Source organism: Streptomyces sp. enrichment culture (assembly GCF_964272895.1).
GTDB lineage: Bacteria > Actinomycetota > Actinomycetes > Streptomycetales > Streptomycetaceae > Streptomyces.
The window spans coordinates 4,307,451-4,322,442 of record NZ_OZ186832.1; the positions used below are offsets into that span (position 1 = coordinate 4,307,451).

The window sequence follows — 14,992 nt, forward strand, 5'->3', positions numbered from 1 at the left end:
CCGACGGTAGGCGATCCGGCGTCAGCGGGTGACTTCCCGGTGGACCTTGGTGTTCGATGCCTGGGCGCGGGGGCGGACGACGAGGAGGTCGATGTTGACGTGGCTGGGGCGGGTGACCGCCCAGGTGATGGTGTCGGCCACGTCGTCGGCGCTGAGGGGGTCCGGTACGCCCTCGTAGACCTTGCGCGCCTTCGTCTCGTCGCCGCCGAAGCGGGTCAGGGCGAACTCCTCCGTCCTGACCATGCCGGGGGCGATCTCGATGACGCGGACCGGGCGGCCGACGATCTCCAGGCGGAGGGTCTCGGCGAGGACGTGGGCGCCGTGCTTGGCGGCGACATAGCCCCCGCCGCCCTCGTAGGTGCCGTGGCCGGCGGTGGAGGAGACGACGACCACCGTGCCGTCGCCGCTGGCCTCCAGCTTGGGCAGCAGGGCCTGGGTGAGGTTGAGGGTGCCGATGACGTTGGTCTCGTACATCGTGCGCCAGTCGGCCGGGTCGCCGGTCGCCACCGGGTCGGCGCCGAGGGCTCCGCCCGCGTTGTTGACGAGGACGCCGATCGTCTTGAAGGCGGTCGCGAACTCGTCGACCGCGGCGCGGTCCGTCACGTCCAGCTGGTACGCCGTCGCGGAGCCGCCGGCCCTGCCGATCTCCTCGGCGAGGGCCTCGATGCGGTCCTTGCGGCGGGCGGTGAGCACGACGCGGTAGCCGGCCGCGGCGAGCTGCCGGGCGGTGGCGGCTCCGATTCCGCTGCTCGCACCGGTGACGACGGCGATGCGGGAGGCGGCGGACGGGGCGGCGGTGGCCATGGGGCTGCTCCTCGGGCTGGCGTGCGTGCGGTGGGCTTCCGCCAGGGTACGTGCCGGGGCCGCGCTCGTGACGTGGGATTTCGCGGGGCGGGCGGTCGGGGCGGGGTCAGCCGTTCCTCGGCGCCCACATGATCACGGCCATTCCGGCGAGGCAGATCAGGGCGCCGGTGAGGTCCCAGCGGTCGGGGCGGTAGCCGTCGGCGACGACGCCCCAGGCGAGCGAACCGGCGACGAAGATCCCGCCGTAGGCGGCGAGTACGCGGCCGAAGTGGGCGTCGGGCTGGAAGGTGGCGACGAAGCCGTAGGCGCCGAGGGCGAGCGCGCCACCGGTGATCCAGAGCCAGCCGCGGTGCTCGCGCAGGCCCTGCCAGATCAGCCAGGCGCCGCCGATCTCCAGGATCGCGGCGAGGACGAAGAGGGCGGCGGAACGGGCGATGAGCATGGGGGCAGCTTGGCACGGGGGCGGCTGTCACCTGTTGGAGGGCGCCTGCGGGCGGTCGCCGCGTGGGATGCATAGCGGTGCGTACCGGGTGCCCATCGGACGGGCCCGGTGGACCGAGGAGGGCTTGTGGGCGGCATGCGCAGGGCGGTGCGGGGGCTGGTGCTGTGGGGGGTGGCGCTGGGGGTGGTGGCCGGTGCGGGGGTGCCGGCCGCGGGTGCGGTGGGTGAGGGGGCGCGGGGGGAGGCGGATCTGGCGTACCACGGGTCGGCCGTGCTGGCGGACGGGTGGATGCGGGTGCGGTGGCTGGCGCGCAACCACGGTCCGGAGGCGGTGGCGGACACGACGGTGCGGCTGCGCTGGTCGGTGCCGCTGGCGGATCGTCAGGAGCTGCCGCAGGCGTGTGCGCGTGCGGGGGCGCGGGTGGTGGTGTGCCGGATGGGGGCGCTGGCGGCGGACGCGGTGGGGGAGCGGATGGAGCTGGCGGTACGGCTGCGGGGTGCGGTGTCGGAGGCGCTGCTGGAGCTGGACACGGTGTGGGGCGGGGGCGCGGTGGACCGGAACCGGGAGAACGACCGGCAGCGGGTGCTGGTGCTGGACACGGGGGACGCGTACTACTTCTGATGCCCGGGGGCACCGGTGCGGGGTCAGTCGGGCACCGGCCGGCTGTCGTAGCGCTCGCGTGAGCGGTGGACCTCGTCGAAGTGGGTCTCCGCCCAGTCCTTCACGGCGGTCAGGAGGTGGGCGAGGCTGCTGCCGAGGGGGGTGAGCGCGTAGTCGACGCGGACCGGGACGGTCGGGGTGACGGTGCGGGTGAGGATGCCGTCGCGTTCGAGGGAGCGCAGGGTCTGGGTGAGCATCTTGGGGCTCACTCCGGCGATCTTGCGGCTGAGGTCGCTGTAGCGCATGGGCCGCAGGGCGAGGGCGGAGACGACGAGGCTGACCCACTTGTCGCTGATGCGGTCCAGGAGCTGGTTGGTGGGGCAGGCCCTGAGGAAGGCGTCGTACTCGGCGCGGGCCTGTTCGCGGCGTTGGGCGGCGGTGCGGGTCGCCATGGGTTCTCCTCGCGCTCTCCGGTGGGTGCGGTACGCACCTTCGGGTAACTACTTACCAGGGGATAGTAACTCTTCCTAGGGTTGCGGACGTGGGACAGAGGGTCCCACAAGTGACCTGAGAACGGGGAGAGTTGTGATGCGTGCTGCGGTGGTGTCGGAGTTCGGTGGTCCCGAGGCCGTGGAGATCGCGGAGGTGGAGGTACCGCAGCCGCGGGCGCGGCAGGTGCGGATCAGGGTGGCGGCGGCGACGCTCAACCCGGTGGACGCCGGGGTGCGTTCGGGGGTGTTCGGCGGGGCGGGTACGCGGCTCGGGCTGGGCTGGGACGTCGCGGGGACGGTGGACGCGGTGGGTGTGGCGTCGGCGTGGAACGTGGGGGACGAGGTCGTGGCGCTGCACTACGGCGTCGCCAAGCCGCTGGGGACGCACGCGGAGTATGTCGTCGTGGACGCGGACGCGGTGGCCAAGGCGCCGGCGACGGTCGACGCGGTGCACGCGGCGACGGTTCCGCTGAACGCGCTGACGGCGGCGCAGGCGCTGGATCTGCTCGGGCTGCGGCCGGGGCAGTCGCTGCTGGTGACGGGTGCGGCGGGAGCGGTCGGCGGGTTCGCGGTGCAGCTCGCGGCGCGTGCGGGGATCTCGGTGACGGGGCTCGCGCGGGCGGGGGACGAGGAGCTGGTGCGGTCGCTGGGGGCGTCGGGGTTCGTGACGGAGGGGGTGCCCGCCGGGTTCGACGCGGTGCTGGACGCGGCCGTGCTGGGGGAGCGGGCGCTGGCGTGGGTGCGTGACGGGGGCGCGTACGCGGGGGTGATTCCGCAGGCCGCGCCGCAGGCGGTACGGGGGGTCCGTACCGGCGCGGTGGAGGTCGGCGCGGACGGGGCGCGGCTGGCGGAGCTGGTGCGGCTGGTGGAGGAGGGGGCGCTGACGCTGCGGGTGGCGGAGACGGTGCCTCTGCAGGACGCGGTGAAGGCGCATGCGCGGCTGGCGGAGGGCGGGCTGCGGGGGCGGGTGGTGCTGGTGCCGTGAGGTTCCCCTGGTGGGGGCAGGGGAGGCCGCGCCCGGTCGGTGGGCGCGGCTTCCGTCCGGTGGGGGCCGGGGGCCTCGTGGTCCGCGTCAGGCGGCGTCGAGGGCCGCGGTGATCTTGCGGGTCATCTCGGCCAGGACGGGGCGGGGCTCGCCCTTGTGGGGCGTGGCGGCCGCCTCCAGGGCGAGGAGGACGGTGCCGCGGAAGGCGTCGGCCTCGGCCGTGTCCTGCTGCTTGAGCAGGGCCATGGCGGCGGTGAGGGCCGGCAGGATCCGGTCGGCGAGTTCGGCCACGGACCTGCCGTCCAGGCCGGTGATCTTCGACTTCTCGGCGAGTACGTGCCCGATGGGGCCGGTCGCGGAGGCCAGGGCGATGCTGCCCTGCGTGGCGACCTTGTGGGGCGAGCCGGTGGCGTCGGCGGCGGCGAGGAGGGAGACGGCGCCGTAGGCGGCGGTGCGCAGGGTGTTCTTGTCCTGGTCGGTGAGGGTGAGGGACATGGCGGTGTGCTCCTTGGTCCGGCGTGGCCCCGGTGCGGGGCTGCGTGTCGTCGTCCTTGTGGCACAGAGCTTGCGGCGGCCGGGTTTCACGGCGGCCTCATGGTGCTTTCAGGTGGTCCCACGGTGCTTTCAGGCGGCCTCACAGTGCTCGCAGGCGGCCTCACAGTGCTTTCGGGCGGCCTCACGGTGGTGCTTTCACGTGGTCTCCCGGTGCTTTCAGGCGGTCTCACCGGGCCGGCCGGAATAACCGGGACGGGGTGGCCGTTGAGCGGTATAGTTTAACGGTCAACTACCTGGAGGGTGGCCATGCAGTTCGGGATCTTCACCGTCGGCGATGTCACGCCGGACCCCACCACGGGCCGTACGCCGACCGAGCGTGAGCGGATCAAGGCCATGGTCGCCATCGCGCTGAAGGCCGAAGAGGTGGGCCTCGATGTCTTCGCCATGGGCGAGCACCACAACCCGCCGTTCGTGCCGTCGTCGCCCACGACCATGCTCGGCTGGATCGCCGCCCGCACCGAGCGGATCATCCTCTCCACGTCCACCACGCTGATCACCACCAACGACCCGGTGAAGATCGCCGAGGATTACGCGATGCTCCAGCACCTGGCCGACGGCCGGGTCGACCTGATGATGGGGCGCGGCAACACCGGCCCGGTCTACCCGTGGTTCGGCAAGGACATCCGCGACGGCATCGACCTGGCCATCGAGAACTACGCCCTGCTGCGCCGGCTGTGGCGCGAGGACGTGGTGAACTGGGAGGGCAAGTTCCGCACCCCGCTCCAGGGGTTCACCTCCACACCGCGGCCCCTGGACGGCGTACCGCCGTTCGTGTGGCACGGCTCGATCCGCTCGCCGGAGATCGCCGAGCAGGCGGCGTACTACGGCGACGGGTTCTTCCACAACAACATCTTCTGGCCCGCCGACCACACCAGGCGGATGGTCGAGCTGTACCGGGAGCGGTACGCCCACTACGGGCACGGCACGCCCGAGCAGGCGATCGTCGGCCTCGGCGGCCAGGTGTTCATGCGGCGCACCTCGCAGGACGCCGTACGGGAGTTCCGGCCGTACTTCGACAACGCGCCGGTCTACGGGCACGGGCCGTCCCTGGAGGACTTCACCGCCCAGACCCCGCTGACCGTCGGCACGCCGGAGCAGGTGATCGAGAAGACGCTGGGCTTCCGCGAGTACGCCGGTGACTACCAGCGCCAGCTGTTCCTGGTGGACCACGCCGGGCTGCCGCTGAAGACCGTGCTGGAGCAGATCGAGATGCTGGGCGAGGAGGTCGTGCCGGTGCTGCGCAAGGAGTTCGCCGTGGGCCGGCCCGGGAACGTGCCGGACGCGCCGACCCACCGGACCCTGCTCGACCGCAAGGAGGTCGTCGCATGAAGCTCGTCGTCGTCTCCGCGGGACTGAGCGTCCCGTCGTCCACCCGGCTGCTCGCCGACCGGCTCGCGGCCGCGGTGCAGCGCGAGACGCCCGTGGACGTGCGGTTCGTCGAGCTGCGCGAGCTCGCGGTCGAGATCGCGCAGAACTTCACCAACGGCTTTCCGGGGCGTTCGCTGTCCGCCGCGCTCGACGCCGTGACAGAAGCGGACGGGCTGATCGTCGTGACGCCGGTGTTCTCCGCGTCGTACAGCGGGCTGTTCAAGTCGTTCTTCGACGTCCTCGACAAGGACGCGCTGACCGGCAAGCCGGTGCTGATCGCCGCGACCGGCGGCACCGCACGGCACTCGCTGGTGCTGGAGCACGCGCTGCGGCCGCTGTTCGCCTACCTCCGGGCGGTCGTCGTACCGACCGGGGTGTACGCCGCCTCGGAGGACTGGGGCGCCGAGGGCCTCCAAGGCCGGGTCGAGCGGGCGGCCGGGGAGCTGGCCGCGCTGATGGGCGGGCTGGGCGCGCGGCTGCCGGCGCCGGCGAGGGACGACCACGGGGTGGTGCCGTTCGAGCAGAGGCTGGCGGCGCTGCGGCCCGCGGGGTGAGGGGTCGGTAAGAAGCGCGGTCGCCAAGGCCGGGGCCGCCCGTCCAGGCGGGTGACTTTGCCACACTGGACGGGTGGCCCCGACTGTTCTGCTCGCCGAAGACGACCGCGCGATCCGGCACGCCCTGGAGCGCGCCCTGACCCTGGAGGGGTACGAGGTGACGGCGGTCGCCGACGGCGTCGAGGCGCTGGAGGAGGCGCACCGGACGCCGCCCGACGTGGTCGTCCTCGATGTGATGATGCCGGGCAAGGACGGCCTCCAGGTGTGCCGGGAGCTGCGCGCCGAGGGGGACGGTACGCCGATCCTGATGCTGACCGCGCTGGTGGAGACCGCCGACCGGATCGCCGGGCTGGACGCGGGCGCCGACGACTACGTCGTCAAGCCGTTCGACGTGGAGGAGGTCTTCGCCCGGCTGCGCGCACTGCTGCGCCGGGCGGGCCGCCGCCCCGGATCCCCGGACGAACCCGCCGCCCCCGCACAGGGGTTGCTGGAGGCGGCCGGGCTGCGCATGGACCCGCAGGCCCGCCGCGCCTGGCGGGGACCGCGCGAACTGGAGCTGACCCGCACCGAGTTCGAGCTCCTGGAACTGCTGGTGCGGCACGCGGGCACGGTGCTGGACCACGCCACCGTCTACGACCGGATCTGGGGCTACGACTTCGGGCCGGGCTCCAAGAACCTTGCCGTGTACGTCGGTTATCTGCGCCGCAAGCTGCATGAGCCGGGCGCGCCGCAGCTGATCCACACCGTGCGCGGGGTGGGTTACGTGCTGCGGGAGGGCTGAGTGGCCGGCGGGCTGTGGCGGCGGCTGGTGGAGCGGCGGCCGCGGCTGGTCTCGCTGCGCACCACGTTCGCGCTGTCGTTCGCGGCGGTGACCGCCGGGGTCACCGTGCTGGTCGGGTTCCTGTCGTACAGCGGGGCGGCCCGGCTGGTGCGGGTGGACCAGCAGACGGTGTTCGACGAGGTGGTGCAGGACGTACGGGCCGAGGTGCGGAGGCGTCCGATGGCACCGGCCGACTTCTCCTCCGCGCCGGGGCACGACCTGGTGCGTCCGGCCCGTACGGATGTGCAGGTGCTGGGCCCGGACGGGTCCGTCTTCGACGAGGGCAGCCCCGGACTGCCGGTCGCGGACGCCGACCGGCGGATCGCGGCCGCCGCGACGGCGGGGCGGCGGGTGGTGCACGAGGGCGTGGACGTGGGCGACGACGTCTACCGGGTGGCCACCGTCGCGCTCGGCGACGGGCGGGGCGCGGTGCAGGTCGGGCAGCAGTTCAGCGACACCGAGGATCTGCTGCGGGCGTTGCAGCAGCGCACCCTGCTGATGGTCGCGGCGGTCGTGCTGGGCGCGGGGCTGTTCGGCTGGTGGCTGGCCTGGCGGATCACCCGGCGGCTCGTCGTCCTCACCTCCGCCGCGGAGGCGGTCGCCCGCACCCGGCGTCTGGGCATCGAGGTGCCGGTGTCCGGCAGGGACGAGGTCGGGCGGCTCGGGCGGGCCTTCGACCGGATGCTGGGGCGGCTCGCCCAGTCCGAGGAGGACCAGCGGCGGCTGGTGCAGGACGCGGGCCACGAGCTGCGGACGCCGCTGACCTCGCTGCGTACGAACATCTCGCTGCTGCGCCGCATGGACGAGCTGCCTCCCGCCGCCCGCGAGGAACTGGTGGCCGACCTCGGGCAGGAGGCACGGGAGCTGACCGATCTGGTCAACGAGCTGGTCGACCTCGCCGCCGGGCAGTCCGACAGCGAACCGCCCCAGCGGGTGGACCTCGCGGAGACCGCCGAGGAGGTCGCCGGCCTCGCCCGCCGGCGCACCGGCCGGGACGTCGTGGTCAGCGCCAGCGGTGTGACCGTCACCCAGGGGCGCGCCGGGCTGCTGACCCGGGCGATGTCCAACCTCGTGGAGAACGCCGCCAAGTTCGACCGCCACCGCGCCGCCCCGATCGAGATCCGCGTGAGCGGCGGCTCCGAGGCCGGGCTGCCCGTACGGGTCGAGGTACTGGACCGGGGCCCCGGCATCGGCGACGACGACCTCCTGCGCGTCTTCGACCGCTTCTACCGCGCCCCCGACGCCCGCGCCCTCCCCGGCTCCGGCCTCGGCCTGTCCATCGTCCGCGAGGTCGCCCTGGCCCACGGCGGCGCACCTTTCGCCTACCCCCGCCAGGGCGGCGGCTCGGTGATCGGGTTCACGGTACGCAGCGTGGGCGACGCGGGCGCACCCGGCGAGGGCTGACAGCCCGGCGGCGACTGACACGCCGGCGGCGACTGACACGCCGGCGGCGACTGACACGCCGGCGGCGACTGACACGCCGGCGGCGACTGGCACGCCGGCGAGGGCTGACAGCCCAGCGACGACTGACACTCCGGCGAGGGCGGACAGCCCTGCGCGCCCGGACAGAAGGCTGCGATGTCCCTGCCGATCGGTGGGAGCTGCCCCGCCGTGTGGCTGGAGCCGGTGTCGGTCCGGCCGCGGGGTCTGTGCGGGGGCTCTAGGGTCGAGTCGGCATGGGCCGTACGGCAGGGACGAAGGTGAGGCGGAGCGCGTGATCCGGGTTGTGGTGGTGGACGACGAGGCACTGGTCCGTTCCGGCTTCGAACTCATTCTCGGCGCGGCCGAGGACATCGAGGTCGTCGCGACCGCCGGTGGGGGCGGTGCCGTGGAGACCGTGCGCCGGGAGCGGCCCGACGTGGTCCTGCGAGCCGGTCCAGCGGAGCATCAACGCCTACGACCCGCTCCGCAGCCTCAGCGAGGTGGGCGTGCTCGATCTGCTGCTCACCGGCTTCTACCCGGCGCTCACGTGGATGTCGTTCGTGATCGCGGGCATGGCGCTGGGCCGCGTCGATCTGTCCTCCGGCACCGTCCAGCGCCGCCTGGCCGCGCTCGGCGCCGCCCTCACCGTCACCGCGTACGGCATGTCCTTGCTGCTCGCCGGCAAGGACGCGCTGCGGAGCATGGCCGAAGACGGGTCGTCCGGCAGCTCGGGCTCACTGCCCCTCGACGGCGGATCGGTACCCCTCGACAGCGGGTCGTTCCCCGAGCAGCCGGCGTCGATGCTCCTGACGGCCGGGCCGCACAGCGGCACCACGTTCGACATCATCGGCAGCGTCGGAGTCGCGATCCTCGTGATCGTCGGGGCGACGGCGGCGATGGACCGCCTGCCGCGACTGCGCCGCCTGGCCACCCCGGTCATCGCCGTGGGCACCATGTCCCTGACCGCCTACGTCGGCCACTTCCTCGCACAGTCCGCGCTGTCCGTGCCCGCCGGGAGCAGCACGCAGCAGTCCTGGACGCCGCTGATCATGTTCGTCCTCGGGGCGATCGTGTTCGCCGCGATCTGGTCCCGCTTCTTCCGCCGCGGCCCCCTGGAGTACCTGCTCAACGCCGTCACCAAGCCGGCCAAGCACATCCGATGAGACCCGTCCGGGGGCCCGCCTCCACGGGGTCCTAGAACCCCGCCCTCCACCGAGAGCCCCCGGTCAGGGCCACACCAGGCAATAAGGCTGATGCCCCGCCTCGTGCAGCCGCTTCGAGAAGTCCTGCCACTCGTGCAGCAGCTGGTACACGTTGAACGCGTCGCGCGGGCCGCCGCGGTCCGGGACGGTGGACCAGATGAAGGCGGCGGCGCCGACGGCCTCCTCGCCGATGTCGCGGAGGGGGTCGACGACGGTCATGGGGAGCTTGACGACGGCGTAGTCGGGGTGGAGGACGACCAGCTCCAGCGGGGGGACCTTGTGCAGGGGGACGCCCTCGATGCCGGTGAGGACCATGGCGGCCATCGTCTCCGGCTTGATCTTGGTGAACATGCCGTTCATGCCGAGCTCGTCGCCGCCGAGTTCCTCGGGGCGCATCGAGATCGGGACGCGGGCCGCGGTCGCGCCGTCCGGCGCACCGAAGTACTTGTACGTCACCCCCACCCGACCACCATTCCTGCTCCCCGCCCGGAGCCCGTCGGCGCGTGGGCCGGTCTGCTCGGGCTCCCTGTGTCCACCGTGTGCCTGACGTGCTTCGGCCGTTTCCTCCGCGTCGCGCCGGTGCCTTCCCCGCCGGGCACGTCGAGGACCCAGGTCGTCAGTCCCCTCGCCCAGTCCGCCACCGCGATGCATATCTCCACCCGACTGCTTTTCTAGGACGCGTGGCCCCCGCCGCGCAACCCGATCATCGTGTCAGTGACCTCCCCCACGGCCGCCCGCCGAAACGTGCGTGGGAACTCCTGTCCGCAGGATCTCGCAGGATCCCGCGGGTACTCCCCGAAGGATCTTCGCAGCCCCTGACAACGATCGCCCTCATGACGTGTGTGTGTCAGCTCTCAGTTTCGCAGATGCATTCCGAGACGCCGGATGACCGCTCGCCCCACCCCTCGGCCTACCCTGAACAGGTCACTGCCCACAGGAGTCCGAGAAGTCGGAGAAGTCGCAGGTCATGAGCGAACTGCCATATTCATACGAAGCACCCGCCTCGCAGGCGCTGTTCGACCGTGCCGCGGCCGTCACGCCGGGTGGGGTGAACTCCCCGGTGCGCGCGTTCCGTGCCGTGGGCGGTACGCCGCGGTTCATGGTCTCGGGCACGGGCCCGTATCTGACGGACGCGGACGGGCGCGAGTACGTCGACCTGGTCTGCTCCTGGGGCCCGATGATCCTCGGCCACGCGCACCCCGAGGTGATCGCGGCCGTGCAGGAGGCCGTGGCCCGCGGCACCTCCTTCGGTACGCCCGGTGAGGGCGAGGTCGCGCTGGCCGAGGAGATCGTGGCCCGGATCGGGCCCGTCGACCAGGTGCGGCTCGTCTCCAGCGGCACCGAGGCGACCATGTCCGCGATCCGCCTCGCCCGCGGCTTCACCCAGCGCTCCAAGGTGATCAAGTTCGCCGGGTGCTACCACGGCCATGTCGACTCGCTGCTCGCCGCCGCCGGGTCCGGCGTCGCCACCTTCGCCCTTCCCGACACCCCCGGCGTCACCGGCGCCCAGGCCGGCGACACGATCGTGCTGCCGTACAACGACCTGGAGGCCGTGCAGGAGGCGTTCCACCGCCACCCCGGCGAGATCGCCTGTGTGATCACCGAGGCGTCGCCCGGCAACATGGGCGTCGTGCCTCCGCTGCCCGGCTTCAACCAGGGGCTGAAGGACGCGTGCGAGAAGAACGGCGCGCTGTTCATCTCCGACGAGGTCATGACCGGGTTCCGCACCAGCCGCGCCGGGTGGTACGGCGTCGAGGGCGTCGTCCCCGACCTGATGACCTTCGGCAAGGTCATGGGCGGCGGCTTCCCCGCGGCCGCGTTCGGCGGTCGCGCCGACGTCATGGCCCACCTGGCCCCGGCCGGCCCCGTCTACCAGGCCGGCACCCTCTCCGGCAACCCCGTCGCCACCGCCGCCGGCCTCGCCCAGCTGCGGCTCCTCGACGACGCTGCCTACGACACGATCGACGCCGTGTCGGCCCAGATCCAGGCCCTGGTCACCGAGGCGCTGACCAAGGAGGGCGTGGCCCACCGGCTGCAGACGGCCTCCAACATGTTCTCGGTGTTCTTCACCGACCGCGAGGTCCGCGACTACGAGGACGCCCGCCGCCAGGAGTCCTTCCGCTTCAACGCGTTCTTCCACTCGATGCTGGCGCAGGGCGTCTATCTGCCGCCCTCCTCCTTCGAGTCCTGGTTCGTGTCGACCGCGCACGACGAGCGCGCGATCCAGAAGATCGCCGACGCCCTCCCGGCGGCGGCCCGAGCCGCGGCGGAGGCGACGGCGTGAGCAACGAGAAGGACATCACCGTCGTCCATCTGATGCGGCACGGCGAGGTCGCCAACCCCGACGGCATCCTCTACGGCCGTCTGCCCGGCTACCACCTCTCCGAGCTGGGCCGGAAGATGGCCGAGCGGGTCGCCGACCACCTCGCCTCCCGCGACATCACCTACGTCTGCTCCTCCCCGCTGGAGCGCGCGCAGGAGACCGCGACGCCGATCGCCAAGGCGCACGGCCTGGACATCGCCACGGACGCCCGGCTGATCGAGGCGGACAACGTCTTCCAGGGCAAGACCTTCGGCGTCGGCGACGGCGCCCTGAAGAAGCCCGCCAACTGGAAGCACCTGGTCAACCCGTTCCGGCCGTCGTGGGGCGAGTCCTACGTCGACCAGGTCGTCCGCATGATGGGCGCGCTGGACGCCGCGAAGGACGCCGCCCGCGGACACGAGGCCGTGCTGGTGAGCCATCAGCTGCCGATCTGGATCGTCCGCTCCTGGGTGGAGAAGCGCCGTCTGTGGCACGACCCGCGCAAGCGGCAGTGCACCCTGGCCTCGCTGACCTCCTTCACCTACCAGGGCGACAAGATCGTCTCCGTCGGCTACAGCGAGCCGGCCATCGACCTCGTCCCCGCCCACCTCCGCGCCGGCGCCAAGCCGGTGAAGGGGAAGGACAAGGCGTTCGGGGCGTAAGCCCTGTCCCGTGACGGGAGTCACAACTCGTTACAAAAACGGGAAATCCCGGTGGAACCCCCTCGTTCGTTGCGCCCTCTGAGTGAGTGACCCACTCAGCACACGCAAGGAACGGGGGGCGCCATGCGCACTCTCACCCGAAGGGGAGCGCTCGGGCTCGGCGCGGGAGCCGCCGCGGCCGCTGGACTGGCCGGATGCGGCTCCCTCGAACCGTCAGACGGCACGGCCCCCCGCCCGGGTTCCGGGAAGAACCGTTCCTCCAGGCCCACCGCCCCCACCGCCCGCCCCATCGGCGACGGCTCCACCGCCTACACCGGCAAGCAGCCCCGCCAGCCGGAGGCTCCCGTCCCGCTGGAGCCCGGCGAGACGCCGCCGCAGTTCGTGGTGTTCTCCTGGGACGGCGCCGGCGAGGTCGGCAACGGCCTCTTCCCCCGCTTCCTGGACCTCGCCGAGGAGCACGGCGCGTCCATGACCTTCTTCCTCTCGGGGCTGTATCTGCTCCCCGAGTCCAAGAAGCGGCTCTACGACCCCCCGAACAACCCGCGGGGCGCCTCGGACATCGGCTATCTCACCGACGAGCACATCAAGGACACGCTCGCGGGCCTGCGCCGCGCCTGGCTCCAAGGGCACGAGATCGGCACCCACTTCAACGGCCACTTCTGCGGCGAGGGCCACGGCTCGGTCGCCCACTGGACGCCCGCGCAGTGGCGCAGCGAGATCGACCAGGCGAAGTCCTTCGTCAAGGAGTGGCGCACCAACAGCGGCTGGACCGACCTGCCGCCGCTGCCCTTCGACTACGACAAGGAACTCGTCGGCGGCCGCACCCCCTGTCTGCTCGGCCAGGACAACCTGCTGCCCGTCGCCCGCGAGCTGGGCTGGCGCTACGACGCCTCCTCGCCGGGCGGCCTCCAGGTGTGGCCCGCCAGGAAGCAGGGCGTCTGGGACCTTCCGCTGCAGGCCATCCCGTTCCCCGGACGCAGCTTCGAGGTCCTGTCGATGGACTACAACATGCTCGCCAACCAGTCGCTGAACTCCACCAACGCGCCCGCGCACAACTACCCGGCCTGGCGCGAGCAGGCGACCCAGGCGTACATATCCGGCTTCGAGCGGGCATACGAGACAAATCGTGCGCCGCTGTTCATCGGCAACCACTTCGAGCAGTGGAACGGCGGCATCTACATGGACGCCGTCGAGGAGGCCCTGAAGCACATGGCCGGGAAGAAGGACGTACGGCTGGTCTCCTTCCGGCAGTTCACCGACTGGCTGGACGTGCAGCGGCCGGAGGTGCTCGACAAGCTGCGCACCCTCGGTGTCGGACAGGCCCCGGCGCAGGGCTGGAAGCGGCTGTGAAATGGGACTTCTCGGTCCCGAGGGGGGTGCCCAAGATCCCCGGAACGGACATGCGAAACTTTTCACATGAGTGCCGCCAGCCGTACCAGCCTGCTCGCCGCCGGTGCCGTCGTCACGGCGCTGGCGCTGTCCGCGTGCACCTCCGGGGGAACGTCCGGCGGTGGGGGTGACACCAACTTCGTCACCGGCAACGACGGCATCGCGACCGCGGCCAGGGGGGAACGGGGCACCGCCCCCGAGCTCGACGGCGAGACCCTTGAGGGCAAGCCGCTGAGCACCACCGACTACAAGGGCAAGGTCCTCGTGCTCAATGTGTGGGGATCGTGGTGCGGTCCGTGCCGGGTCGAGGCGAAGAACTTCCAGAAGGTCTACAGCGACCTCAAGGACCAGGGCGTCGAGTTCGTCGGCATCAACACCCGCGACACCTCCACCATCCCCGCCCTCGCCTTCGAGAAGGAGTGGGGCATCACCTACCCCAGCCTGTACGACCCGACGGGCAAGCTGATGCTCCGCTTCAAGAAGGGCACCCTCAACCCGCAGCTGGTGCCCTCCACCCTGGTCATCGACCGCGAGGGAAAGATCGCCGCACGCGCCCTCCAGCCGCTGAGCGAGGAGAAGCTGCGGGACATGATCAAGCCGGTCCTCGCGGAGAAGTGACGTGACCTCGCTGTCCACCCTGGCCGCGGCCACGGACCCCAACCAGACCGTGCTGCACGGCGCCCTGCTGCTGGCGCTGCCGCTCGCCGTGCTCGGCGGACTCGTCTCCTTCTTCTCGCCGTGCGTCCTGCCGCTGGTCCCCGGCTACCTCTCCTACGTCACCGGCGTCAGCGGCACCGACCTGGCCGAGGCCAAGCGCGGGCGGATGGCCGCCGGCGCCTCGCTGTTCGTGCTCGGCTTCACGGTGGTGTTCGTCTCCGGCGGCGCGCTGTTCGGCTACTTCGGCTACACCCTGCGCGAGCACCAGGCCGTCCTGTCCAAGGTGCTCGGCGTGCTCATGATCCTCATGGGCGTGTTCTTCATGGGCCTGATGCCCTGGCTCACCCAGCGCGAGTTCCGCTTCCACAAGCGGCCCGCCGCGGGCCTGGCCGGGGCACCCGTGCTCGGCGCCCTGTTCGGCATCGGCTGGACGCCCTGCATCGGCCCGACCCTCGCCTCCGTGCAGACGCTCGCGATGGAGCAGGCCAGCGCCGGCCGGGGCGCCCTGCTGACCGTCGCCTACTGCCTGGGCCTCGGTATCCCGTTCGTGCTCGCCGCCGTCGCCTTCCGCAGTGCCCTCGGCGCCTTCGGCTGGGTCAAGCGCCACTATGTGTGGGTGCTGCGCATCGGCGGCACGATGATGATCGTGACCGGGGTGCTGCTGCTGAGCGGTGCGTGGGACTCCCTCGTGCGCGAGATGCAGAACTGGTCCAACGGATTCGTTGTGGGGATCTGATCG

16 protein-coding genes and 2 pseudogenes are annotated in these 14,992 nt (G+C 72.0%); 13 read left to right on the forward strand and 5 right to left on the reverse strand.

Annotated features, from left to right (window positions below; genetic code table 11):
- Window positions 1-21: 21 nt before the first annotated feature.
- Together ACSU6M_RS19450 and ACSU6M_RS19455 are read right to left on the reverse strand one after the other, a co-directional pair.
- Complete coding sequence (locus tag ACSU6M_RS19450) at window positions 22-804, reverse strand: SDR family NAD(P)-dependent oxidoreductase (protein WP_437071018.1); 783 nt, start codon at window positions 802-804, stop codon at window positions 22-24.
- A 106-nt stretch (window positions 805-910) separates the two neighbouring features.
- Window positions 911-1,246 (reverse strand): YnfA family protein, encoded by a 336-nt coding sequence (locus ACSU6M_RS19455; protein WP_437071019.1) that lies wholly within the window; start codon window positions 1,244-1,246, stop codon window positions 911-913.
- Between the two features lie 135 nt (window positions 1,247-1,381).
- Here ACSU6M_RS19455 and ACSU6M_RS19460 point away from each other — a divergent pair, with 135 nt between their 5' ends.
- Complete coding sequence (locus ACSU6M_RS19460; RefSeq protein ID WP_437071020.1) at window positions 1,382-1,867, forward strand: hypothetical protein; 486 nt, start codon at window positions 1,382-1,384, stop codon at window positions 1,865-1,867.
- Window positions 1,868-1,890: 23 nt separating this feature from the next.
- On the opposite strand, the gene ACSU6M_RS19465 is transcribed toward ACSU6M_RS19460, so the two are convergent.
- The gene (locus ACSU6M_RS19465; RefSeq protein ID WP_437071021.1) at window positions 1,891-2,298 is read right to left on the reverse strand and encodes a winged helix-turn-helix transcriptional regulator; all 408 of its coding nucleotides are present in this window, start codon (window positions 2,296-2,298) and stop codon (window positions 1,891-1,893) included.
- 136 nt (window positions 2,299-2,434) lie between these two features.
- Between ACSU6M_RS19465 and ACSU6M_RS19470 the strand changes: the two genes are divergently transcribed.
- Entirely contained in the window at window positions 2,435-3,322 is an 888-nt protein-coding gene (locus ACSU6M_RS19470) for an NADP-dependent oxidoreductase (RefSeq protein WP_437071022.1), read from the forward strand.
- Between the two features lie 87 nt (window positions 3,323-3,409).
- Here the strand turns inward: ACSU6M_RS19470 and ACSU6M_RS19475 are convergent, their stop codons facing one another.
- On the reverse strand, window positions 3,410-3,817 hold the full coding sequence (locus tag ACSU6M_RS19475; protein WP_437071023.1) for a hypothetical protein: 408 nt from the start codon (window positions 3,815-3,817) through the stop codon (window positions 3,410-3,412).
- A 306-nt stretch (window positions 3,818-4,123) separates the two neighbouring features.
- Here ACSU6M_RS19475 and ACSU6M_RS19480 point away from each other — a divergent pair, with 306 nt between their 5' ends.
- The 6 genes and pseudogenes from ACSU6M_RS19480 to ACSU6M_RS19505 form a co-directional block, all read left to right on the forward strand.
- Window positions 4,124-5,206, forward strand: a complete 1,083-nt coding sequence (locus ACSU6M_RS19480; RefSeq protein WP_437071024.1) for an LLM class flavin-dependent oxidoreductase — start codon at window positions 4,124-4,126, stop codon at window positions 5,204-5,206.
- Complete coding sequence (locus ACSU6M_RS19485) at window positions 5,203-5,799, forward strand: FMN reductase (RefSeq protein ID WP_437071025.1); 597 nt, start codon at window positions 5,203-5,205, stop codon at window positions 5,797-5,799. Before ACSU6M_RS19480 ends, ACSU6M_RS19485 begins: the two co-directional genes overlap by 4 nt.
- 73 nt (window positions 5,800-5,872) lie before the next feature.
- Window positions 5,873-6,580, forward strand: a complete 708-nt coding sequence (locus ACSU6M_RS19490; protein WP_437071026.1) for a response regulator transcription factor — start codon at window positions 5,873-5,875, stop codon at window positions 6,578-6,580.
- Window positions 6,581-8,023, forward strand: a complete 1,443-nt coding sequence (locus ACSU6M_RS19495; RefSeq protein WP_437071027.1) for a HAMP domain-containing sensor histidine kinase — start codon at window positions 6,581-6,583, stop codon at window positions 8,021-8,023.
- A 322-nt stretch (window positions 8,024-8,345) separates the two neighbouring features.
- Window positions 8,346-8,486 (forward strand): annotated as a pseudogene (locus tag ACSU6M_RS19500) (DNA-binding response regulator); the annotation flags it as partial.
- Window position 8,487: 1 nt separating this feature from the next.
- A pseudogene (locus ACSU6M_RS19505) lies at window positions 8,488-9,204 on the forward strand (DUF418 domain-containing protein); the annotation flags it as partial.
- 63 nt (window positions 9,205-9,267) lie between these two features.
- Here ACSU6M_RS19505 and ACSU6M_RS19510 read toward each other — a convergent pair.
- On the reverse strand, window positions 9,268-9,894 hold the full coding sequence (locus ACSU6M_RS19510; RefSeq protein ID WP_437071028.1) for a hypothetical protein: 627 nt from the start codon (window positions 9,892-9,894) through the stop codon (window positions 9,268-9,270).
- Between the two features lie 316 nt (window positions 9,895-10,210).
- Between ACSU6M_RS19510 and hemL the strand changes: the two genes are divergently transcribed.
- From hemL to ACSU6M_RS19535, 5 genes are all read left to right on the forward strand, one after another.
- Window positions 10,211-11,527, forward strand: a complete 1,317-nt coding sequence (hemL, locus tag ACSU6M_RS19515) for a glutamate-1-semialdehyde 2,1-aminomutase (RefSeq protein WP_437071029.1) — start codon at window positions 10,211-10,213, stop codon at window positions 11,525-11,527.
- Between the two features lie 32 nt (window positions 11,528-11,559).
- Window positions 11,560-12,207 carry a histidine phosphatase family protein gene (locus ACSU6M_RS19520; RefSeq protein ID WP_437075232.1) on the forward strand — a complete coding sequence of 216 codons (648 nt, stop codon included), beginning with the start codon at window positions 11,560-11,562 and terminating at the stop codon, window positions 12,205-12,207.
- A gap of 123 nt (window positions 12,208-12,330) precedes the next feature.
- Complete coding sequence (locus ACSU6M_RS19525; RefSeq protein WP_437071030.1) at window positions 12,331-13,557, forward strand: hypothetical protein; 1,227 nt, start codon at window positions 12,331-12,333, stop codon at window positions 13,555-13,557.
- A gap of 66 nt (window positions 13,558-13,623) precedes the next feature.
- Window positions 13,624-14,214 carry a TlpA family protein disulfide reductase gene (locus tag ACSU6M_RS19530; RefSeq protein WP_437071031.1) on the forward strand — a complete coding sequence of 197 codons (591 nt, stop codon included), beginning with the start codon at window positions 13,624-13,626 and terminating at the stop codon, window positions 14,212-14,214.
- Window position 14,215: 1 nt separating this feature from the next.
- Entirely contained in the window at window positions 14,216-14,989 is a 774-nt protein-coding gene (locus tag ACSU6M_RS19535; protein WP_437071032.1) for a cytochrome c biogenesis CcdA family protein, read from the forward strand.
- Window positions 14,990-14,992: the final 3 nt, after the last annotated feature.

Excerpts from the sequence above, each read along its gene's own strand:
- ACSU6M_RS19450 (WP_437071018.1), bottom strand. The coding sequence starts at position 804 with ATGGCCACCGCCGCCCCGTCCGCCGCCTCCCGCATCGCCGTCGTCACC.
- ACSU6M_RS19455 (WP_437071019.1), bottom strand. The coding sequence starts at position 1,246 with ATGCTCATCGCCCGTTCCGCCGCCCTCTTCGTCCTCGCCGCGATCCTG.
- ACSU6M_RS19460 (WP_437071020.1), top strand. The coding sequence starts at position 1,382 with ATGCGCAGGGCGGTGCGGGGGCTGGTGCTGTGGGGGGTGGCGCTGGGG.
- ACSU6M_RS19465 (WP_437071021.1), bottom strand. The coding sequence starts at position 2,298 with ATGGCGACCCGCACCGCCGCCCAACGCCGCGAACAGGCCCGCGCCGAG.
- ACSU6M_RS19470 (WP_437071022.1), top strand. The coding sequence starts at position 2,435 with ATGCGTGCTGCGGTGGTGTCGGAGTTCGGTGGTCCCGAGGCCGTGGAG.
- ACSU6M_RS19475 (WP_437071023.1), bottom strand. The coding sequence starts at position 3,817 with ATGTCCCTCACCCTCACCGACCAGGACAAGAACACCCTGCGCACCGCC.
- ACSU6M_RS19480 (WP_437071024.1), top strand. The coding sequence starts at position 4,124 with ATGCAGTTCGGGATCTTCACCGTCGGCGATGTCACGCCGGACCCCACC.
- ACSU6M_RS19485 (WP_437071025.1), top strand. The coding sequence starts at position 5,203 with ATGAAGCTCGTCGTCGTCTCCGCGGGACTGAGCGTCCCGTCGTCCACC.
- ACSU6M_RS19510 (WP_437071028.1), bottom strand. The coding sequence starts at position 9,894 with ATGCATCGCGGTGGCGGACTGGGCGAGGGGACTGACGACCTGGGTCCT.
- hemL (WP_437071029.1), top strand. The coding sequence starts at position 10,211 with ATGAGCGAACTGCCATATTCATACGAAGCACCCGCCTCGCAGGCGCTG.
- ACSU6M_RS19520 (WP_437075232.1), top strand. The coding sequence starts at position 11,560 with ATGCGGCACGGCGAGGTCGCCAACCCCGACGGCATCCTCTACGGCCGT.
- ACSU6M_RS19525 (WP_437071030.1), top strand. The coding sequence starts at position 12,331 with ATGCGCACTCTCACCCGAAGGGGAGCGCTCGGGCTCGGCGCGGGAGCC.
- ACSU6M_RS19530 (WP_437071031.1), top strand. The coding sequence starts at position 13,624 with ATGAGTGCCGCCAGCCGTACCAGCCTGCTCGCCGCCGGTGCCGTCGTC.